Below are 20127 nucleotides of genomic sequence, written 5' to 3' on the forward strand. Positions count from 1 at the left end.
GGTGTGGCCTACTACGCTTGGCCATCATGCCAAGTGCCCGCCGCCGCACAAGGACCATCCAGGTGGTCACGGGAGTCGCCATGACCGGTGCGCTGCTGCTGACCGGATGCGGCGGCAGCGGCGAATCCGGCTCGGCCGCCACGACTACGAAGCGACCGGCCCGCCCGGCGACCACCACCGCACAGCAGACCGGCGAGCGCAAGCCGGCCGCCGCCACCGTCGCGGTCGACGATATGAAATTCTCTCCCGCCGAGGTCACCGTCGAGGTCGGCGACACGGTCACCTGGAAATTCGACGACAAGGTCCCGCACTCCGTGCAGGGCATCGGCGACAAGGCGATGGGCATCAACAGCCCCATCCTCGACAAGGGCGAGTGGAGCTACACCTTCACCAACCCGGGGACGTACCGATACCTCTGCTCGCTGCATCCCGAGATGCGCGGGTCGGTCACCGTCGAGTAGCGCGGATCGGAGCGCGAGGCCCGCCGAAGCGGTCTTCCGTGTGCTCGCATCGCAGTGCCGAGCTGAGCGGGTTCACCAGGAGGCCGACGTGCGGGTCTGTGCCCGTCGTGCCGCCGCGGAGGGCAAGCGCAGCGCTTCACACCGGGCGGTAGTCGCGGGTGCGAGCGCCGCGGGTGTTCAGCGCTTCGACGGCGGCGACGAGCGGAGCGAGTTCCGGGTCGGCGGCGGCTTGGCCGAGGGCGCCGGCGAGGGCGTCGTCGTGCGTGGGGCGGGCCTGTTCGAGAAGGTCGAGACCCGCCGGGGTCACGTCGGTGTAGATGCCGCGGCGATCGTCGGGGCACAGATAGCGCTGTAACAGGCCGCGGTCTTCGAGCCGGGAAACCAGGCGGGTGGTGGCGCTCTGACTCAACACGACAGCGTCGGCGACCTGGTGCATGCGCAGGTGGCCACCAGGCCCGTCGTGCTGACGGCTCAGGACCAGCAACAGCGAATACTCGCGAACACTCAGGTCGTGGCCGGACTGCAGGGCCCTTTCGATGTGCGCCTCGATCCGATCGTGCAGCAGCGATAGTGCGTACCAACCATCGGCCAGGCCGGTCAAGGCGGCATCCGCGGTCATGGCGTTCCTTCGGCATCGGGGGATCCTGCCTCCAGGATAGCCAGGCATCACAATAGCCCGCGCTTGCAATTATAACGCGTACGCAATTATTGTTGTCGCCTGTAAATATCTTTCGCGGACGAACCTCTGGTCTCGGTCCACGCATAGGAACCGCATCGCCATCGGGACAGCGAGCCGCGTTTCGCCAGGACGAACGGCAGCCGCGCACCCACGGTGCGCGGCTGCCGGCCTATTCCACGGTGACGGATTTCGCCAGGTTGCGGGGCTTGTCGACGTCGTAGCCCCGGGCCTGCGCCACCTCAGCCGCGAAGATCTGCAGCGGGATCGTGGACAGCAGCGGCTGGAACAGGGTCGGCGCGCTGGGGATCTCGATGAGATCGTCGGCGAATGGCCGGACCGTGTCGTCGCCCTCCTCGGCGATCACGATGGTGCGCGCGCCGCGGGCCTGGATCTCCCGGATATTGCTCAGCAGCTTCGAGTGCAGCACCGCCCGGCCCTTCGGGGACGGCATCACCACGATCACCGGGAGCCCGTCCTCGATCAGCGCGATCGGACCGTGCTTGAGCTCGCCCGCCGCGAAACCCTCGGCGTGCATGTAGGCCAGCTCCTTGAGCTTGAGCGCGCCCTCCAGCGCCACCGGGTACCCGACGTGACGGCCCAGGAACAGCACGGTCGGCACCTGCGCGAGTTCGCGTGCGATGGTCCGTACTTGTGGCGCCGTCTGCAGCACCCGCTCCACCAGCCGCGGCATCGCCTCGAGTTCGGCGAACTCGCGCGCGACCTCGTCCGGGTACTTGGTGCCGCGTGCCTGCGCCAAAGCAAGCCCGACCAGGTAATTCGCGGTCACCTGAGCCAGGAATGCCTTGGTGGAGGCGACGCCGATCTCCGGCCCGGCCCTGGTGTAGAGCACCGCGTCGGACTCCCGGGGGATCTGCGCGCCGTTGGTGTTGCAGATCGCGAGGACGCGCGCCTTCTGCTCCTTGGCGTGGCGCACCGCCTCCAGCGTGTCGGCGGTCTCACCGGATTGGGAGATCGCCACCACCAGCGTGGAGCGGTCCAGAACAGGATCGCGGTAGCGGAACTCGCTGGCCAGCTCGACCTCGACGGGCAGCCGGGTCCAGTGCTCGATGGCGTATTTGGCCAGCAGACCGGAGTGGTAGGCGCTGCCGCACGCGACGACGAAAACCTTGTCGAAATCGCGCAACTCTTGGTCGGCCAAGCGCTGCTCGTCCAGCACGATCCGGCCGCCGCCATCCTGATCGGTGCTGAAATGCCCCATCAGCGTGTCCGCGACGGCGGCGGGCTGCTCCTCGATCTCCTTGAGCATGAAGTAGTCGTGGCCGCCCTTCTCGGCCGCGGCCAGATCCCAGTCGATCGTGAACGGGCGGGTGCGCGAACCGGCGTCCTCGCCCGCGAAGTCGGTCACCCGGTAGCTGTCCAGGGTGATCACCACGGCTTGGTCCTGACCGAGCTCGACCGCCTCGCGGGTGTGCTCGATGAACGCCGTGACATCCGAGGCGATGAACATCTCGCCCTTGCCAACGCCGACCACCAGCGGGGTCGAGCGCCGCGCGGCCACAATCATGTCCGGATGGTCGGCATGCGTGAAGACCAGGGTGAACGCACCCTCCAGGCGGCGCAGCACGGCCAGCGCGCTGGCGGCGAAGTCACCGGCGGTCGGGCCATCGGCATACGCCCTGGCCACCAGATGCACCGCGACCTCGGTGTCGGTGTCGCTGTTCAACTCGACCCCGGCGTCTTCCAGCTCACGACGCAGCGGAGCGAAGTTCTCGATGATGCCGTTGTGCACCACGGCCACCTTGCCGCTGTGGTCGCGATGCGGGTGCGCGTTGCGGTCGGTCGGCGCGCCGTGCGTGGCCCAGCGGGTGTGCCCGATGCCGGTGGTGCCCGCGAAACGGTCGATCCCGTTTTCGGACAGCTCGGCCTCCAAATTGGCCAGCCGACCGGCCTTGCGTTCCACCGCCAGGGTGCCCGCGCCGTCCAGGATCGCCACGCCCGCGGAGTCGTAGCCGCGATATTCCATGCGGCGCAACGCGTCAACGACGACGCCGAGCGCGTCTCGGTATCCGACGTACCCCACGATTCCGCACATGGCTCACCACACTACTTATCGGATAACGTTCACGTCGTGTCGGCGTCTGTGAAATCGCTACTGAGCACCCTGACCAGCCGGGGCCCGCACCGTGTGCTGCGCGGCAACCTGGCCATCGCGGGCCAGCCGGGGGTGGTGTTCACGCCCGAGTCGGGGCGCAATCTCCCGGCCGTCGCCTTCGGCCACGGCTGGCTGACCGGCGCGGGACACTACCGCAGCCTGCTCGAGCACCTCGCTTCCTGGGGAATCGTGACCGCCGCCCCGGACACCGAGCGCGGGCCGATTCCGTCACATCTGGGACTGGCCGCCGATTTGCTCACCACGCTCGACATCTGCACCGGCGTGCGGCTCGGCGACGGCGAGATCAGTGTGCATCCCGAGCGTGTCGCCCTGGCCGGACACGGCATGGGCGCCGGCGCGGCCGTCATAGCCGCAGGCCAGCGCACGGTCGCCACCGTTGCGGCCCTGTTCCCCGCGCCGACTGCGCCGTCCGCCGAAGACATCGCTCCCGAGCTCGACCTGCCCGCGCTGATCTTGGCGGGCGCTACCGACATCACCTCGGTCAGCTCCAACGCCATCCCGCTGGCCACGGCATGGGACGGCCCCGCGATCCTGCGCGTCATCGACAAGGCCTCGCACAACGGCATCATCGAGGGCCGTCGCGTCCTCGCCGCGGTGGGTGCGGGCAAGCACGAACCCAAGGCGGCCCGCATCACCCGCGCTCTGCTGACCGGTTACCTGCTCGCGACGCTGACGGGCGACAAGACCTACCGCCCCTTCGCCGAGCCCGAGGAAGTCATTCCGCACACCACGGTGATCGACCCCCTAGCGCCCCACGAAGAGGAGCCGCCGAAGCTGAAGGTGGGCCAGCTGGCGGCGCTCCTGCGGCGCTGATCACCGCGGCTCAGATCAGCCAGCTCTTGCGCTGGTAGAACTTCGACTCTTCGTCCTCCTCGTCGACCGGCGTGACCGTCTGATTCGCTCTTCGGGCCGCCATCGATCGCGCGATCGCCTCGCGTTGCTCGCGTGCCTCGGCCTCCAGCCGTTCCTTCTCCTCGGCCTCGGCGCGAGCTCGCTCCAGCTCGGCGGCATGCTCCGTCCGGAACTGATCCATGTCGGCCGCCAGGTTGTCGGCGAATTCGCGGCCTCGTGCCGCGGTTTGCTCGTTGATCTCCTGGATCTCCTCGATCAGGATCGCCATCCGGCGCTGGTTCTCTTCGGCGAGTCGCCTCGCCTCCTCGGCGTAGTTCACCATGTGGCATCTCCTCGCTCGACTCGCGCGGTCGCACTTCCGGCGTCCGGGCTCATAGCGGTCCCGCCTCGGCCAGTTCCGCGCCACTGTCGAACGGGGCCGCCGGTTGCGGCTCGCCCTGTTCGGGTTTCGCTTCGCTCTGCTCCGGCACCGGCTTCGGCCAGTGCTCGCCATCTTCTTCACGTCGCGTGGTCGGCGGAGTTCCGGATGGCACGCCTGGCTGGCCGGTGCTCGGTTCAGGGGCGGGTGTGGCGTCGACCGGCTTGTCCTTGTCCGGCGTTTCGGGAGCCGGGGTGTCGGCGGGAGGCATGGGCTCTTCCGGCTCGTTCATCGAGATGACCGGCATCCCATGCTCGTTCAGCTCGAGCTCGAACTCTTGTTGCTTGCCTTCCTCGTCGGACAAGACGAGTTTCAACTGGCCGTCCGGACCCATCTCGAACGTCACGTGCTTCCCAGCGATATCGAACTCGGCCTTCGGCTTGCCGTCTTTGTCGGCATTCTCCGGATCGATGGTCGCTTTGAGCTTTTCGATCGCGTCGTCGATTCCGCTCTTGATGGTTCCGCTCAGCGCGGAGATGCCTTGCTGAACCGTTTGCGTGAGACCGGTCGCCAATGGCGACAGTGCCCCCGCGACCTGGCTGACGGCGGCCAGGCCGTCGAGTGATGGCAGCTTGGGGGCAAGAGGTGCCGGAGCAGTCGGCGTAGTCGGCGTGGTTGGCGTTGCCGGTGTGGTGCTCGCCGGGACTGTGCTCGGTGTGGTGCTCGCCGGGACCGTGGAGGGCGACGGCGTGCCGGGAGGACCCGGCGGCCCGGACGGAGTCGGCTGGTTCTGATTGCCCGGCGTGTCCTGGGACGGCTTGTCCTGGGACGGCTTCGTCGACCCCTCCGGGCGCGGATAGGCGCGGTCCGACACCGCCGCCAACGCATTGGCCAGGTTCTGGTACTGCTGCTTGAAGTGATCGTCGGCCAGTTTGCAGGCGTCGACGTAGCGCGTCAGCTTGGCATCGAAGTCCCGTTTGAAGGGGTCACGCAGCCAATCGTTGACGGTATTGCGAATCTTTTCGCCGAGCGGCTCGTCCAGCGGGACCTTTCCGATTTGTCCGGATAAATCGAGTGCGGGGAAGATCCGGTAGAGGTCGCTTGCCTGCTTCCCGCTGATCCACTCGCGCGCATTGTGCACGTCGACAATGACTTTCACGTCTTCCGGAGTCTTGCCGTCGAGCTTGACGACCCTGCTGCCTTTCCCCGAATCCTCCAGCAGCCCGAGTACCATATTGGCTTTCGAGCCGACCGACTGGCGCAGCGAGTTCGCCATCGGCTCGACCGTCTTCCAAGCGTCCCTCGTGTGCTGCCGATCCTCGTCGGCAAGGACGGACTGCTTGGTGAGCATGCCGAGCGCGACGTCGGCCGCCGCTCCCTGCCACAGTCCGGGCAGGCGGCCGGTGTAGCCGCGCTGTGCCTCCCACTGGGTATCCACCTCGGCCAGAGCGGCTTTCAGCGCTTCCCCCGCCTGCTCCAGCTTCTCCACCCGCGTGCCGCGTTGCTCGTCGTACATCGCCAGCAGCTGGTTCAGGTCCCCGCGGTCGCCGTTGTTGCCGAATGCCGCCTCGTACAACGGCATGAATCTGATCCAGTACTGCAGCCCGAAGCTGCCTTCGTCCAGGATGGCGTCGATCGCCTTACCCTGCCAGGAAACGGTCATGGTTCCGGCTCCTCGAATGTCTGGCGTTCAGTGGAAAACGTGTCGCATCCGGCGTTCTCACGTCTTGGGCGTCTCCGCCGCGCGCTGCTGGTCGGTATCCGAGTACGCCACGACCGCCGCACCCAGCGCGTCAGCGGTCGCGGTGGTGGCATCGCTCCAGGTCTTCAGCCACGCGCTGATCCGTTGCAACCCCTGATGCACCGCGATGCCCTGCTGCGCGTAGTTCCGCCCGGCATCGCCGCCGTCACCGAACATATGCTCGGCAACCCGTTTGGACTGATCTCGGACCGCCGTGGCCGATCGCCTATAGCCATCGCCCAGCGCACCGAGTTCCCCCGTCCGAACCCCGACCATCTCCGATCCGCCCACGGTTCCCCTCCGTCCTCGTAGTCTCGACTCGCCAGGCGCCGAATCTCCTTCGCGCCGACGGCCGCCATACTTCCTTCGACGCAACCCATCGACATTCGGTTCCCCCGAATCCACAAATGTCCACAGCAACCTACTGTCCGCGCCCAGCGGCCACAACGAGGCCGCGGAGCGCCGAAGACGCTCACACGCCGATCGGCGACGTGATGAGGAGCCGAGCGCGCAGGAAGTCGATCGATATGAACGCGTCACCGAGCTGGTCGCGCAGAAAATCGAATCGACCAGCTGAGGGTGTCAGCGAGTTTTCGGGCTAGCCGATCTTGCCCTTGTCCGTGCGGACCCATTCGGAGGTGCCGTCGGGGTGGCGATGGAATTCCCAAGCCGAGTAGTCGCCGTCTTTTTCCACGACGGTGACGTGGTCGGCGAAGCCGTCGTGGTCATAGTCGGTCCAGACCTGCATCGCCTCGTCACCGGTGGTGGTGATGGTGTCCAAGGTGCCGTCGCCGTCGATGTCCTGAGTGGGGTGGTGCAGTTCGACCGCGCCAAGTCCGGTCAGTGACGAAGACGCGTCGATCCCGGGTATGTCCAGACCCGGGAATTCGCCCGTGGTGATCATTGAAACTCCTCAACGGGACTCGTGCGATGGTGCGGTGCCGCACAGGCGGCATCGTTCCATCCTGACACCCGCGCGGGCTCGACGCATCCCCTGGGCTCGCCGATCGGAGGTAGCGCGGATGCGCCGTCGGTCACTGCCGAGGAGGAAACGTGACTTGCGTCAAGGATTCGGCAGGAAGTCGAAACATCCAGGCGCAGGCTGGGTTCCGAGGTCGAAGCGGACACCGGAGCGCAACAGTGCGGTGGCGGACAGTCCGAACATGTGGTGAAAGGTTTCGCTGAAGTGGGACGGGGTGGCGAAACCGGCATCGGTGGCCGAGCGCGTGAGATCGCGGCCGGTCGCGGTGTCTCGCAGCGCGTGGACGACGCGGGTCCACCGCTGATAGCCGCGGAATGTGGTGCCGGACCGCTGCGCGAACAGGCGGAGGAAATGGGTGGTGGACAGGCCCAGGTTCGCGGCGATCGTGTCGGCCCGGAACGTCTGATTCGGATTCCGGCGGATCGCGGCGGCGGCCCACTCGATCCGCGGATCGGCGACCGGCGCGGAACCAGCGACGGCCTGGGCGAAGATTCGATCCGGATCCACGTCATCGCCACGGCACAGCTCGACGAGCTCTTGTTCCCGCCGGTGGGCGAGACCATAGGGACCGGCGGTCGCCGTCATCTCTCCCGCGATGCCGGTGGCGGGCGTACCCGCGGGATCGACGAACAGCAGCAGGATCCACCTCTCGGGGGCGACGACGCGGTGCGACGCGCGGGCGGGAGCGAACGAACTGCGAGTGCGTATCTGCCCGTGTGCGGCCGTCTCCAGGACGAACGGCCCGTCCAGGCCGACGCTGAGCACCGCGACCGAGACGGAATGCAGGTCGACGCCGAGCTCCGGCCCGATGTAACCGACATGGCCCGGCCGCAGCCACACCACCGGCGATGTTGCCGGACCGCATATTTCCGAAAGCGCACCCACGGTCACAGCTGCCAGGGTATCGCTACGCCGCCGGGAATACGGCGGCCGACGAAGACCATCACGAGCAGCCCGGAGGTACGTCATGCGAGGCAAAGTTCCACCGCGAGTCCGAATCCTGACCGCGCTCACGCCTGAGCCGGACTGGGATTCGATCACCGCCGAACAAGTCATCGAGTTGCGCGAAGCGCAGAACCGCAAGCGCCGGTCCGCGCTCGGCAGGCTGGTCACCGGCAGGCCCGATCGTGGCGCACGAATCACCGCACACGCACTCGATCTACCGGGGCGTCGGCTGAACGTTCGCGTGTACCAGCCCGAGCGGGCCGATTCGGCGCTGCCGCTGATCGTCGCGTTCCACGGCGGCGGATGCATCCTCGGCGCCCCGGACCAGGACGACTGGCTCCTCAGCCACCTGGCGGCCAACTGTCCGGCCGTGGTCGCCTCGGTCGACTATCGGCTGGCGCCCGAGCACCCGATGCCCGCACCCGCCGAGGACGCCTTCGATGCCGTACTCCGCCTCGTCGAGCTGGCACCGGTGTGGGCAGCCGATCCCGCTCGCATCGGCCTGCTGGGTGCCAGCGCGGGAGCTACACTCGCGGCTCTCACCGCGATCAGGGCGGACGAACTCGGGCTACCGGTGCGCACCCAGGTACTGATCAATCCGCAGCTCGACTGGACCGAACGCGTCTTCGAGTACCCCTCGTTCACCGAAAACGCGGACAGCCCGACCGCGACACCGGCCAATTGCCGTGCGGTGCAGCGCATCGCGCTTCCCGAATCGTTCGACCCCCGTACGATCTCGCCATTGCACAGCGACAACCTCGCGGGGCTCGCCCCGGCCCTGATCCAAGCCGTGGGTACGGACCCGCTGGAAGACCAGGCTCCGGCCTATGCCGACCGCCTGCGGCAGGCGGGAGTCGAAGTGACGCTGACCCGCTACCAGGAAGCGGTGCACGCCTTCCTGAGCATGCCGGGACTGGTCCCCGCGGCCCGTCCCGCACGCGCTGAGATCCTCGCCCACCTGCGCGGCCACCTACTGGAGCACCGGTTGGCGACGGGATCGACGAAGACCGGAGCGCGATGACCCGCGGGCGGAATCATTTCTTCGGCATCAGGAGCCACAGCACCAGGTAGACGATGAACTGCGGCCCCGGCAGCAGGCACGAAACCACGAACAGCAACCGGACGACGTTGGCGTTCCAGCCGAGGTACTCGGCGATGCCACCGCAGACGCCCGCGATCCACTTGTCCTGGGTAGATCGGGCGAAACGACGGGTAGGGACGGTCATTGGTCTTCCCTCTCTGGCGATGATCGCTACGACCTCCACTGTGCCCGCCTCCACCTCCACTGGCATCGGTACAACGGCCGATACCGACCCTGATTTCTCCCGGGGCCGACCTCAGGGTGCAACCCCGAGCACGGCAGACTCGTGCAGGTGAGCACCACTCTGCATGCCCGAGACCTGTCGGCCGGCCACGGCGAGCGCACACTGTTCGCCGACCTCGACCTGACCCTGGCGCCGGGTGATGTGATCGGCCTGGTCGGCGTGAACGGCGCGGGCAAATCGACGCTGCTGCGGATGCTCGCCGATCGGCGCACGCCGACGGGCAGCATCACACTCAGTCCGCCGGACGCGACGGTGGGCTATCTGGCCCAAGAGGCGCAGCGGGTGCCCGGCGAGACCGTGCTCGAGTTCCTCGGCCGCCGAACAGGAGTCACCGCGGCGCAACGGGCAATGGACGCGGCGGCCGAGCGCCTCGCCGAAGGCGGCCAGGACGAGTACTCCCCCGCGCTGGAACGCTGGCTCGCCCTCGGCGGCGCCGACCTGGACCAGCGTGCCCATGAGGTGGCCGCCGACCTCGGTCTCGCCGACAGCCTCCCGAACGGCCTGGACACTCCGATGACCGGCTTGTCCGGCGGCCAGGCGGCGCGCGCCGGACTGGCCTCGGTCCTGCTGTCCCGGTTCGACATCCTGCTGCTGGACGAGCCGACCAACGATCTGGACCTGGACGGCCTGGCACGCTTGGAGCAGTTCGTCGCCGGCGTCCGGGTCCCGCTGATGGTGATCAGCCACGACCGGGAGTTTCTGGCGCGCACCGTGAATCGCATCGTGGAGCTGGACCTCGCCCAGCAGCAGGTGGGGCTGTACGACGGCGGCTACGAGTCGTACTTGATGGAGCGGGAGATCGCTCGGCAGCACGCGCGCGAGGCGTACGAGGAGTACGCCGGCACCAAGGCGGGCCTGGAAGCACGCGCGCAGATGCAGCGCAATTGGCTCGAGCACGGCGTCCGCACCGCGCGCCGCAAGGCGCGCGACCCCAGGAAGCTGGACTCGGACAAGTCGGGTCGCAAGATGCGCGCCGAAGCCACCGAGAAGCAAGCGGCAAAGGCCAGGCAGACCCAGCGCCGCATCGAGCGGCTCGAGGTGGTGGAGGAGCCGCGCAAGGAGTGGGAGTTGCGGATGAGCATCGCCGCGGCACCGCGCAGTGGCTCGGTGGTCGCCACACTGTCCGACGCGACCGTCACACGGGGCGATTTCACGCTCGGCCCGATCAGCACCCAGGTCGAATGGGCCGACCGAATCGTGCTGACCGGGGCCAACGGCTCCGGGAAATCCACCCTCCTCGGCGTGCTGCTCGGCAGGATCCAGCCGGACGGCGGAGCCGCGAGCCTGGGCTCCGGCGTCGCGATCGGCGAGGTCGACCAGGCGCGCGGACTGTTCCGCGGGACCGCGGCGCTGGCCGATACCTTCGGCGCCGAATTGCCGGACCGGCCGGAAGCGGACGTGCGCACGCTCCTGGCCAAGTTCGGCCTGCGCGGTCCGCATGTGCTTCGTCCCTGCGACACGCTCTCCCCAGGCGAGCGCACCCGCGCCGCCCTCGCGCTGTTGCAGGCCCGCGGCGTCAACCTGCTCGTGCTGGACGAGCCGACCAACCACTTGGACCTGCCCGCCATCGAACAGCTCGAGCAGGCCGTCGAATCCTTCACCGGCACCCTGCTGCTCGTCACGCACGACCGCCGCATGCTCGACACCGTCCGCGCGACACGGCGCTGGCACATGGCCGCGGGCGGCCTCACCGAGACGCTCTGAGCGCTGGATCTACGGCCGGAACCCGACCATGCGGGGCAGGACGGCGCGGCCCATTCTTGTCCCCGCCGCCGTCTAGCATGCGCGTATGAACCGGATCGACCGCTTCTACGCCCTCGTCGAGGAACTGCGCGCCGCAGGACCGAGGGGCCGTACGGCGCGGCAATTGGCCGAGTACTTCGAGGTCAGCGTCAGGACGATCGAGCGCGATCTCAGTGCCCTCGGGCAGGCCGGGGTGCCGCTCGCGACCAAGCAGGGGCGCTCGGGCGGCTACACGCTGGACCGGTCGATGAGCCTGCCACCCTTGAACTTCACTCCGCGCGAGGCCGCAGCGGTCGCCGTGGCGCTCAGCCGCAGCGAGCACGTGCTCTTCAAGAAGGACGCCCGCAGCGCCCTCCAGAAGATCATGTCGGCCATGCCGGAGCAGGCGCTCGCCGAGGCACGCTCCACTGCCGAGAAGGTGCGACTGCTGATACAGCCTGCGCCGGACCCCGACGCCGAGGTCGCCGAGACCATCTGGCGTGCCGTCCGGGACAACCAGGTGCTGCGGATCCACTACATCGACGTGGGCGGCGTCGAGACCGAGCGAAAGGTCGAGCCACAGCACGTCGTCGTCGGGCCCAACGGCTCCTACCTCGCCGCCTGGTGCCACTTGCGACGAGACGACCGGGTATTCCGCATGGACCGCATCATCCGTGCCGAGCGGGAACCGGCCCCGCCGCGCCATCAGCGCGTCACTCCCGAACTGTGCGTGGACGGCCATGAGATGAAGCTGCCGGCGAGGGAATTGGGTCCCTGAGATCTTCTGCAAAACACCGACATAGGGCTGTCGCGAACCCGCGAGAAGGTGAGTTGGGCCCGCCGCCCTGGCGGGTGATCCGAGCAGAAGGAGAGAACAGTGACCAACCCCGCTCCAGGAGCGCTGGCCTGGTTCGAGATAGCCACCAGCGACGCCGCCGGTGCCGAGAAGTTCTACGGCAGCCTGTTCGACTGGTCCTTCGAGGCCGACGGCCCGTCGGCCGCCGCAGGGCTGGACTACCGCACCATCAAGGCCTCCGGCGCCGACACGCCGATGGGGGGCATCATGGGTACGGGAGGGCAGCTTCCGGACCACGCCGTGTTCTACATCTTGGTGGCAGACGTCGAGGCCACCTGTACCGACGCCGAGCAACTCGGGGGATCGGTGGTCAGCAAGCAGCTCGCCCCAGGGCCGGGTGTGCCGGCGTTCGCCTATCTGCGTGACCCGGTAGGCAATATGTTCGCCGTGTTCACACCGCCAGCAGCCTGATGGCGAAGCATCACGCGGAGTCGTCGCCGTCGGATCAGTCCGGCGGCGACGCCCGCGACCTCTACGACGAACTCACCGATGACCTGCTCTACGACCCCGCCATCGGCCGGGCCACGATGATGGGTTACCCATGTGTGCGGCTCGCGGGCAGGTTCCTGGCATCTTTCGACGACAAGGCCGGCTCCCTCGTCGTCAAGCTTCCTCGCGAGCGCGTCGCCGAGCTGGTCGACAGCGGCACCGGCGACCCGTTCGCGCCGGCCGGGAAGGTCTTCCGCGAGTGGGTGGCAATCCCAACGGCCGATCGCGAACTCTGGCGAACACTGCTCGACGAAGCCGCCGCCTTCGCACGGAGGTCGCTGGCTGAGAAGCGGTGAACACTCGAGCGGGACGTGACTCGCCGGCTGCGGTCGCTCGAACGCGAGCCATCGAAGGCCCGCAAACCCGCTGGCGCTGCCGAAATCAGACAGCGGCAACCCGTTTGGCGAGATCGTCCGCCAGCTGCCGCGCCTGCGCCAAGTCGGTGGCCTCCACCATGACCCGCACCAATTCCTCGGTGCCGCTGGGACGCAACAGGACTCGGCCGGAGTCGCCGAGCATCCGCTCCGCCTCCTGCACCGCCGCCCGCACCTCGGGCGCTCGCGCGACCAGGGATTTGTCGCCCACCGGCACGTTCACCAAAACCTGTGGCACGGTGTGCAGCACGCTCGCCAGATCGGCCAGGGTGCGCCCGGTCCGCGCCATCCGGGCCATCAAGCGCAAGCCGGTCAGGATGCCGTCGCCGGTGGTGCCGTAGCGCGGGAAGACCACGTGTCCCGACTGCTCGCCGCCCAGCGTGAATCCGCCGCGCCGCAACTCCTCCAGCACGTAGCGGTCGCCGACGGCGGTGGTGCGGACGGTGATTCCGGCGGCCCGCATGGCGATGTGCAGGCCGAGGTTGCTCATCACCGTGGCGACCAGGGTGTCGTGGGCCAGTTCGCCCGCCTCGTGCATGGCCAGGGCCAGAATCGCCAGAATCGCGTCGCCGTCCACGACGGCGCCACTGGCGTCGACGGCCAGGCAGCGGTCGGCGTCGCCGTCGTGCGCGAGGCCCAGATCGGCGCCGTGCTCCAGCACCGCGGCCCGGACCTGGTCGAGATGGGTGGAGCCGCAGCCGTCGTTGATGTTCAGCCCGTCGGGCTCGGCGTTGATGGCGATGACGGTCGCGCCCGCCTCGCGATAGGCGGCGGGTCCGACCTCCGCGGCGGCGCCGTGCGCGCAGTCGACCACGACGGTCAGTCCGGACAAAGCCTGTCCGGTCGCTTCCACCAGATGTTCCACGTAGCGCTCATGGGTGCCCGCGAGGCTGTATTGGTCCGGGATGACCAGCCCATGATCGCGTGCGCCCGCCGCGTTGCGCACTCGGCCGATGCCCGCGCCGGTCGGCCGGAACGGCGTATCCGCGGCGATGAGCGCCTCGATCCGGTCCTCGATCGCGTCATCGAGTTTGTGCCCGCCCGCGGCGAAGATCTTGATGCCGTTGTCCGGCATGGGGTTGTGTGAGGCGGAGATCATCACGCCGAGACACGCGTCGTACAAACCGGTGAGATAGGCGACGGCGGGCGTCGGCAACACGCCCACCGAGAGCACGTCGACTCCCGCCGCGGTCAGACCGGCGGTCACGGCGGCCTCCAGCATCTCGCCGCTGGCCCGCGGGTCGCGTCCGACCACCGCGAGCGCGCGCTTCTTGCCGCGACTCAGGATCTGCGCGGCCGCACCGGAAACGCGCAGCGCGAGCTCCGGACTCAGCGACTCGTTGGCAAGCCCACGGACTCCGTCGGTGCCGAACAAACGTCCCATACCTCGCCTTACGTCGGTCGATCTGCGGTGTGAGCGACGTCCGAAGTGCAGTCCGAGTCACCACAAATGCCCGCGAACACCGCATGTTTCACCCTGCGGTGAGCGCAACAGCCCTGGAGGCCGCAACCATGTCGACCACAGAGAGCCGCGAACACCGCAAGTTCATACAGCACGAGAGCAGGCGACCAGCTGTTCGCTGGGAGCCTGCTCTCGTACAGCTGCCGCGTCGACCGTACCGTATGGACGCAGCGAAAGCGGGACCCTTGACGGGTTGCGCGAGCTTCGCTTCCAAAACGCATCCGGCGCCGCCGGGACGCCGGATGCGGTGGTCGACGCTGCCGGAATCAGCGCTTCGAGTACTGCGGCGCCTTGCGCGCCTTCTTCAGGCCGTACTTCTTGCGCTCGGTGGCGCGCGGGTCACGGGTCAGGAAGCCGGCCCGCTTCAGGGCGGGACGATCCTCCGGGGTGACCTCGATCAGCGCGCGGGCGATGGCCAGCCGCAGGGCGCCTGCCTGGCCCGACGGGCCGCCGCCGACCAGGCGGGCGTGCACGTCGAACGACTCGGTGCGCTCGACGGTCACCAGCGGCGACTTGACCAGCTGCTGGTGCACCTTGTTCGGGAAGTAGTCCTCGATGGTCCGGCCGTTGAGCACGAAGTTGCCGGTACCGGGCAGCAGGCGAACGCGGACCACGGCCTCCTTGCGGCGGCCGACGGTCTGCACCGGACGATCGATGACGACCGGCGAGTACGCCGGCGAGCTCTCGGTCTCTTCGTAGCCCGCGCCGTCCTCGACGGCCTCGGCGTCGAACTCCTCGGCGTAGTCCTCGTTGAATTCCTCAGGAGCGGTCACTGGGCCACCTGCTTGATCTCGAACGGAATGGGCTGCTGAGCGGCGTGCGGATGCGTCGGGCCCGCGTAGACCTTCAGCTTGCTCGCGATCGCGTTGCCGAGCTTGTTCTTCGGGATCATGCCCTTGACGGCCTTCTCGACGAGCCGATCGGGCCGAGTCTCCAACACCTGACCGACGGTCCGCGACTTGAGGCCGCCCGGGTGCCCGGAGTGATGGTGGATCAGCTTGTCCTGCCGCTTGTTGCCGCTGATGGCAACCTTGTCGGCGTTGATGATGATGACGAAATCGCCACCATCGAAGTTCGGAGCGTAGGTCGGCTTCGTCTTGCCACGCAGCAGATTCGCTGCCTGGACGGCGAGACGGCCGAGCACTACGTCAGTGGCGTCGATGACGTACCACTGCCGGGTCACGTCACCCGCCTTGGGGCTGTACGTAGGCACAGTGCTTCCCTGTCTGTCGTCGGTGTTGCCAGCCGAGCGTGTGGTCGAGGTGTTCCCGGCGGCCGGTGGAGACCCGGGACCCGGCGGACGACCGGACGATTCACCAGGAGATCGACCGGACGTTCCACACGCCAACGAGCCACCATACCAGTGGGGTAGCGCCGGCAAGAAATCGCGTCAGATCTCGATCGGCGGCCCGAGGTCGATGGCGCCGGGCGGCCCCGGGACCAGGTAACGCAGGGTATCGATACCAGGCCGCCCGCAGTCCGGGTCGCCGACCTGGCCGTCGGAGAGGCGGCCCTTGGCGGTGGCGATGCCCGGCTTCGGCTGGTTGATCGCGTAGGGCGTCAGCGGGCACGCGATCGGCTCCGCCTCGCCCGCCGCCGCCTCGTCGAGGGTGATCGAACCCGCCTCGAAACCTGCCGCGCGCCCGGTCAGCTCGGCCTGGTCCGTACCGGCCGGAAGCGCGACCACGGCCAGCGCCACCGCGCCGACGACGGTGTTGACTCCGAACAGATTGCCCTTCATCTTGTTCCAGACCTTGCCCTTGCGGGGCCGATCCTGGGCGTCGTCGGGCTCCGCGCCGGATTCCTGCCACGAACCGTGGCCTGGTTGCTCCTGCGCGCCGCGGTACGGCTGCTGCTGCTGTTCGGGTGCTCCTTGATACGGCGGCCGCGCCCCGAGCGGTGGCACCGGGCCACCGGGTGGCGGACCGGCGAACTCGCCCTGCGGACGTCCGGGCGCGCTGCCGCGCTGATCGTCCGGCGCGCTCGGTGGCCTGGTGAACCGGCTGCCGAGTTCGGCGAGGTTCGGCGGGAGACCGCGCGGCGCCTCGTCGCGGCCCATCCTGGTCGTCGCCTCGTCGTGCTGAGTGGGGTATCCCGGACCGTATTGGACGCCGGGCACCGGCTGGGGCGGCGTCTGCTCCGAACCGCGCTGGCCAGGGTCCGACTGCTGCTGAGTCTCCGTCCGCGGCGCATATTCGGCCTGCTGGCGAGGGTCCACCGGACGCTGCGGGACGGGCCCGGGTTCGGCGACAGGCCTGCCCGGCGGCTCCGGTTCGGCCGCCTCGGTGTCGCTCACGAGCAGATGCACGGCGCCGAGCACGAGCGCGTGCATGGGATGGTCGGCCACGTGCAAGCGGTGCCCGAGATGGTTCTGGAAGGCCAAGCGCAACGCGTCGTTGAAGCGCACGTTGCCCGATAGCAGGACCGTCGAGGTATCCGCGCCGATCGAGCGGGCGGCGGCCATGACCTCGATCACGACGTTGTCCGCCGACCGGGCATCGCGCATGGCCTCGGCGTTGACCGGGACCTCGACCGACTCGGTGGGCTGCTCGTCGTCGCCGTGCACCGCGACCACCAGCATGGTGCGGCCGTCGGAGTACACGCCGGTCGCGCCGATGCCGTTCGGCCTGGCCAGGTCCGGGGGATGCACCAGCCCGAGCGCGCGGATGTAACCCGACAGCGCCACGCTTTCGGGTAGCGGCTCGACGATGACGTCGAGCTGTTCCACCATCGAGGCGTAGATCTCCACCTTCTCGTCCGGCCAGCCGTCCGGGAAGGGCAGCGCCACCAGATCCGGTTTGCCGCGCAAGTGTTTGCCGATCTCGGCGAGCGGGTTGTACATCCGCGCGCGGAACACCAGCTCGGCGGGCCACGTCGCGCCCGCCACCACGATCTGCGGATGCCCCAGGATGTCGCGCACGTCGGCGATCGCCATCCCGAGATCGGGCCGGTTGCGTTCCACACCGGCCGTGTGCAGCCGGCCCGACGAATCCGCAAGCAGATACGCCGGCGGCGTCCACACACCCTCCACCTGCACCGGGCGGATCGGAATGCCACCGCCGCCCGCCGCAACGGACACCACATCCCACCCGAGATGCACTGCCCCTACTCGCACCGTCACAGGCATCAGTCTGCCCGGTTCGTGGCCGAGATGCTCGCCGTTGTGGCCCGGCCCCGGTCGTCACCGTTTTCCCGCGCTGCGGCGCCCGCGAGTCGTGGGGAACGTCTCACGTCGCCGACTTCTTCAGTCGCAACCGGCGCCACGTGACGATCGCGAGCACCAAGGTGATCAACAACAGCACGCCGACGTCCAGCGCCCAGATCTCCTGTTTGTGCTGCCAGAGCGTGTCGGGCTGCGCGTTGAGGAACAACTCGCGGATGTTCACCGTCGACGCGCCCGCGGCATAGCCCCAGCGGGCCGGGAACAACCAGGACACCTGCTCGAGCACCACCCGTCCGGTGACCGGGATCAGACCGCCCGCCATCACGAACTGGCACATGACGGCCACCACCAGCAGCGGCATCACCTGTTCGTTCGACTTGGCCAGCGACGAGAGCAGCAGGCCGACGACCACGCAGCAGACCGCGGTCAGCGCGATGTCGATGTAGAGCTCCGCGCTGCCGGACGCCAGCACCGCGCCCTCGCCGGGGCGCTTCTTGCCCGCCAGCACGATGCCGACCAGCACCGCCGACTGCAGCAGCGCGGTGACGCTGAACACGGCGATCTTCGCCATCAGGTACGCCGAAGGCAGCAGTCCGACCGCGCGTTCGCGATGGAAGATGGTCCGCTCGCCGACCAGGTCGCGCACCGTGAGCGTGGAGCCCATGAAGCAGGCGCCGAGAATCAGCACCACCAGTAGCTGCTGGGTCTCGCCGCCGCCTTCGGGCACGAACGTGCCGTCGGGCAGCGCCTTCAAGGCCCCGCGCTGGAAACCGTTCTTGCCGGGCACTACCAGGGACAGCGCGCCGAGGATGAACGGCAGGATCACCAGGAACGTCAGGTAGCCGCGATCGGCCAGAATGAGCCGGATCTGCCTGCGCGCCAGGGTCGAGAACTGTTTGCCCCGGCTGGACTGCGGCGGACTGCCCGCGGGTCCGTACGGCTGCGGCGGGGGCGGAGGCGGCGGCGCGAACGCCTGCCGGGATCGATAGGCCGCGAACGCCTGATCCGGATTGGCCGCGACGTTGGCGAAGATCTCCGCCCAGTCGCTGGTCCCGAGCGCCGCGCCGACACCGGCGGGGTTGCCGCAGTAGGCGGTCTTGCCGCCGGGCGCGAGCAACAGCACCTGATCGCACATGTCCAGGTGCGCCACCGAGTGGGTCACCACGATCACCACGCGGCCGGCGTCGGCGAGCTCGCGCAGCATCACCATGACCTGCCGGTCCAGCGCCGGGTCCAGGCCCGAGGTGGGTTCGTCCAGGATGAGCAGCGACGGGCCGGTCAGCAGTTCCAGCGCCACCGAGGCGCGCTTGCGCTGACCACCGGACAGCCGGTCGACCCTCGTGTCGGCGTGCTCGGTGAGCGAAAGCTCTTGCAGCACACCGTCGATCACCTTCTGCCGGTCTTCCTTGCTGTTGTCGCGCGGCAGCCGCAGCTCGGCCGCGAAACCGAGCGCTTGGCGCACGGTGAGCTGGCGGTGCAGCACGTCGTCCTGCGGCACCATGCCGATACGGGAGCGCAGCGCCTCGTACTCGGCGTGCAGGTTGCGGCCCTCGAAGGTGACCACGCCGCCCGAGGGGCGGGTGGTGCCCGCGATCAGCCGCGACAGCGTGGATTTGCCCGCGCCGGAAGGGCCGATCAGCGCGGTGAGGGTCCCGCGGCTGGCCGACATGTTCACGTCGACGAGCAGTTGCTTGTTGCCTTCGACGGTGAACCCGACACCGTGCACCGCGAGGCCCTGCTCGGCGACCGGCTTCTGCCGGTGCACCAGCGCGCCCTGCTGGACGACGAAGTCGACGTTGCCGATGGTGATGATGTCCCGCTCGCGCAGCACCGCCCGCTGCTGCCGGTGCCCGTTGACGAAGGTGCCGTTCGCCGAACCGAGGTCCTCGATGGTCAGTCCCTCGGCGGAGGCGACGAGGCGGGCGTGCTTGCGGGAGGCCAGCGGATCGTTGACGACGATCTGGTTGTCGGTGGTGCGGCCGATGGCCAGACCGGTCTGGGGAATCCGGTCCGCGCGGGCGACCGGCGCCGTGGCGGCCCTGGCCCGGACCGGCGGCATGTTCGAAGTGTCGGCCCTGGTCGTCATGTTGACGTTCAGCGCGGGCGCGGGCACGTCCTGCGGCGGCGGATAGTGCGGGCGCTGGAACTGCTGCGCGGGCGGCCGAACCTGCGGGGGCGGTCCGGGCTGCGGCGCCGGTTGCGGCGGCCGCATCGAAGGCCGTTGCGGGTGTTGCGGGTTCGCGGGCAGCAGGTGCAGCAGCGGACCGCTGATCGCGTCACCGAGTCGTACCTGGGTGGGTCGATCGATCGACACCGGCTGGGTCACCCTGCGCGCGTCGACGAACACGCCGTTGGTGCTCCTGTTGTCGGTCAACACCCAGGCACTGCCCTGCCAGGCGAGCGTCGCGTGCACCCGGGAGACGAGCGGGCTGTCGACGAACAGCGTCACTTCCGGCGCGCGGCCCATGGTGACCTGCTGGCTCGAATCGAATACTCGTTCGTTTCCATCATGGCGCACGGTGATGGTCTGCGCCCCCGGTGAAGACATGCAGCGGATACTATTCCATCACCCGGACATCGGCGG

Annotated in this window: 20 protein-coding genes; 7 read left to right on the forward strand and 13 right to left on the reverse strand. The window is 68.6% G+C overall.

What is annotated here, in order from left to right:
* The first annotated feature begins 26 nt into the window (after positions 1–26).
* The gene (locus IU459_RS08435; RefSeq protein ID WP_195128927.1) at positions 27–461 is read left to right on the forward strand and encodes a cupredoxin domain-containing protein; all 435 of its coding nucleotides are present in this window, start codon (positions 27–29) and stop codon (positions 459–461) included.
* A gap of 136 nt (positions 462–597) precedes the next feature.
* On the opposite strand, the gene IU459_RS08440 is transcribed toward IU459_RS08435, so the two are convergent.
* Positions 598–1080 carry a MarR family winged helix-turn-helix transcriptional regulator gene (locus IU459_RS08440; RefSeq protein WP_195128928.1) on the reverse strand — a complete coding sequence of 161 codons (483 nt, stop codon included), beginning with the start codon at positions 1078–1080 and terminating at the stop codon, positions 598–600.
* Between the two features lie 229 nt (positions 1081–1309).
* Entirely contained in the window at positions 1310–3193 is a 1884-nt protein-coding gene (glmS, locus tag IU459_RS08445) for a glutamine--fructose-6-phosphate transaminase (isomerizing) (RefSeq protein WP_195128929.1), read from the reverse strand.
* A gap of 36 nt (positions 3194–3229) precedes the next feature.
* Here glmS and IU459_RS08450 point away from each other — a divergent pair, with 36 nt between their 5' ends.
* Positions 3230–4087 (forward strand): alpha/beta hydrolase, encoded by an 858-nt coding sequence (locus tag IU459_RS08450; protein WP_195128930.1) that lies wholly within the window; start codon positions 3230–3232, stop codon positions 4085–4087.
* 10 nt (positions 4088–4097) lie between these two features.
* Here IU459_RS08450 and IU459_RS08455 read toward each other — a convergent pair whose 3' ends face one another.
* From IU459_RS08455 to IU459_RS39630, 5 genes are all read right to left on the reverse strand, one after another.
* The gene (locus IU459_RS08455; RefSeq protein WP_195128931.1) at positions 4098–4448 is read right to left on the reverse strand and encodes a hypothetical protein; all 351 of its coding nucleotides are present in this window, start codon (positions 4446–4448) and stop codon (positions 4098–4100) included.
* A 49-nt stretch (positions 4449–4497) separates the two neighbouring features.
* Positions 4498–6147, reverse strand: coding sequence for a hypothetical protein (locus IU459_RS08460; protein ID WP_195128932.1), 1650 nt, complete (start codon positions 6145–6147; stop codon positions 4498–4500).
* Between the two features lie 57 nt (positions 6148–6204).
* Entirely contained in the window at positions 6205–6516 is a 312-nt protein-coding gene (locus IU459_RS08465) for a hypothetical protein (protein WP_195128933.1), read from the reverse strand.
* A 307-nt stretch (positions 6517–6823) separates the two neighbouring features.
* Positions 6824–7129 carry a DUF6802 family protein gene (locus IU459_RS08470; RefSeq protein WP_195128934.1) on the reverse strand — a complete coding sequence of 102 codons (306 nt, stop codon included), beginning with the start codon at positions 7127–7129 and terminating at the stop codon, positions 6824–6826.
* 159 nt (positions 7130–7288) lie between these two features.
* Entirely contained in the window at positions 7289–8098 is an 810-nt protein-coding gene (locus tag IU459_RS39630) for an AraC family transcriptional regulator (protein ID WP_195128935.1), read from the reverse strand.
* Between the two features lie 76 nt (positions 8099–8174).
* On the opposite strand from IU459_RS39630, the gene IU459_RS08480 reads away from it, so the two are divergent.
* On the forward strand, positions 8175–9173 hold the full coding sequence (locus IU459_RS08480) for an alpha/beta hydrolase (protein ID WP_228837610.1): 999 nt from the start codon (positions 8175–8177) through the stop codon (positions 9171–9173).
* A 13-nt stretch (positions 9174–9186) separates the two neighbouring features.
* On the opposite strand, the gene IU459_RS08485 is transcribed toward IU459_RS08480, so the two are convergent.
* Positions 9187–9378, reverse strand: coding sequence for a PspC domain-containing protein (locus IU459_RS08485; protein ID WP_195128936.1), 192 nt, complete (start codon positions 9376–9378; stop codon positions 9187–9189).
* A gap of 147 nt (positions 9379–9525) precedes the next feature.
* Between IU459_RS08485 and IU459_RS08490 the strand changes: the two genes are divergently transcribed.
* The 4 genes from IU459_RS08490 to IU459_RS08505 all read left to right on the forward strand — a co-directional run bounded on the left by IU459_RS08490 (position 9526) and on the right by IU459_RS08505 (position 12840).
* Positions 9526–11181, forward strand: a complete 1656-nt coding sequence (locus IU459_RS08490; protein WP_195128937.1) for an ABC-F family ATP-binding cassette domain-containing protein — start codon at positions 9526–9528, stop codon at positions 11179–11181.
* A gap of 85 nt (positions 11182–11266) precedes the next feature.
* Positions 11267–11977, forward strand: a complete 711-nt coding sequence (locus IU459_RS08495) for a helix-turn-helix transcriptional regulator (protein ID WP_195128938.1) — start codon at positions 11267–11269, stop codon at positions 11975–11977.
* 99 nt (positions 11978–12076) lie between these two features.
* Positions 12077–12466 carry a VOC family protein gene (locus IU459_RS08500; protein WP_195128939.1) on the forward strand — a complete coding sequence of 130 codons (390 nt, stop codon included), beginning with the start codon at positions 12077–12079 and terminating at the stop codon, positions 12464–12466.
* The gene (locus IU459_RS08505; protein WP_195128940.1) at positions 12466–12840 is read left to right on the forward strand and encodes a hypothetical protein; all 375 of its coding nucleotides are present in this window, start codon (positions 12466–12468) and stop codon (positions 12838–12840) included. Before IU459_RS08500 ends, IU459_RS08505 begins: the two co-directional genes overlap by 1 nt.
* Positions 12841–12925: 85 nt before the next feature.
* Here the strand turns inward: IU459_RS08505 and glmM are convergent, their stop codons facing one another.
* From glmM to IU459_RS08530, 5 genes are all read right to left on the reverse strand, one after another.
* Positions 12926–14302, reverse strand: a complete 1377-nt coding sequence (gene glmM, locus IU459_RS08510; RefSeq protein WP_195128941.1) for a phosphoglucosamine mutase — start codon at positions 14300–14302, stop codon at positions 12926–12928.
* A gap of 344 nt (positions 14303–14646) precedes the next feature.
* A complete protein-coding gene (gene rpsI / locus IU459_RS08515; RefSeq protein ID WP_195128942.1) occupies positions 14647–15153 on the reverse strand; it encodes a 30S ribosomal protein S9 in 507 nt (168 codons plus the stop codon).
* Complete coding sequence (rplM, locus tag IU459_RS08520) at positions 15150–15593, reverse strand: 50S ribosomal protein L13 (RefSeq protein WP_195128943.1); 444 nt, start codon at positions 15591–15593, stop codon at positions 15150–15152. The genes rpsI and rplM overlap by 4 nt, the downstream gene beginning before the upstream one ends.
* 177 nt (positions 15594–15770) lie before the next feature.
* Complete coding sequence (locus IU459_RS38370) at positions 15771–17501, reverse strand: hypothetical protein (RefSeq protein ID WP_440446472.1); 1731 nt, start codon at positions 17499–17501, stop codon at positions 15771–15773.
* A gap of 106 nt (positions 17502–17607) precedes the next feature.
* Positions 17608–20091 (reverse strand): FHA domain-containing protein, encoded by a 2484-nt coding sequence (locus IU459_RS08530; RefSeq protein WP_195128944.1) that lies wholly within the window; start codon positions 20089–20091, stop codon positions 17608–17610.
* Positions 20092–20127: the final 36 nt, after the last annotated feature.

The organism is Nocardia amamiensis (genome assembly GCF_015477605.1).
GTDB lineage: Bacteria > Actinomycetota > Actinomycetes > Mycobacteriales > Mycobacteriaceae > Nocardia > Nocardia amamiensis_A.

What these genes read in the sequence shown, in the direction of transcription:
- IU459_RS08505 (WP_195128940.1), top strand. Translation starts at nt 12,466, where the DNA reads ATGGCGAAGCATCACGCGGAGTCGTCGCCGTCGGATCAGTCCGGCGGC.
- IU459_RS08485 (WP_195128936.1), bottom strand. Translation starts at nt 9,378, where the DNA reads ATGACCGTCCCTACCCGTCGTTTCGCCCGATCTACCCAGGACAAGTGG.
- IU459_RS08480 (WP_228837610.1), top strand. Translation starts at nt 8,175, where the DNA reads ATGCGAGGCAAAGTTCCACCGCGAGTCCGAATCCTGACCGCGCTCACG.
- IU459_RS08440 (WP_195128928.1), bottom strand. Translation starts at nt 1,080, where the DNA reads ATGACCGCGGATGCCGCCTTGACCGGCCTGGCCGATGGTTGGTACGCA.
- IU459_RS08470 (WP_195128934.1), bottom strand. Translation starts at nt 7,129, where the DNA reads ATGATCACCACGGGCGAATTCCCGGGTCTGGACATACCCGGGATCGAC.
- IU459_RS08460 (WP_195128932.1), bottom strand. Translation starts at nt 6,147, where the DNA reads ATGACCGTTTCCTGGCAGGGTAAGGCGATCGACGCCATCCTGGACGAA.
- glmS (WP_195128929.1), bottom strand. Translation starts at nt 3,193, where the DNA reads ATGTGCGGAATCGTGGGGTACGTCGGATACCGAGACGCGCTCGGCGTC.
- IU459_RS08530 (WP_195128944.1), bottom strand. Translation starts at nt 20,091, where the DNA reads ATGTCTTCACCGGGGGCGCAGACCATCACCGTGCGCCATGATGGAAAC.
- IU459_RS08495 (WP_195128938.1), top strand. Translation starts at nt 11,267, where the DNA reads ATGAACCGGATCGACCGCTTCTACGCCCTCGTCGAGGAACTGCGCGCC.
- IU459_RS08435 (WP_195128927.1), top strand. Translation starts at nt 27, where the DNA reads ATGCCAAGTGCCCGCCGCCGCACAAGGACCATCCAGGTGGTCACGGGA.
- glmM (WP_195128941.1), bottom strand. Translation starts at nt 14,302, where the DNA reads ATGGGACGTTTGTTCGGCACCGACGGAGTCCGTGGGCTTGCCAACGAG.
- IU459_RS08455 (WP_195128931.1), bottom strand. Translation starts at nt 4,448, where the DNA reads ATGGTGAACTACGCCGAGGAGGCGAGGCGACTCGCCGAAGAGAACCAG.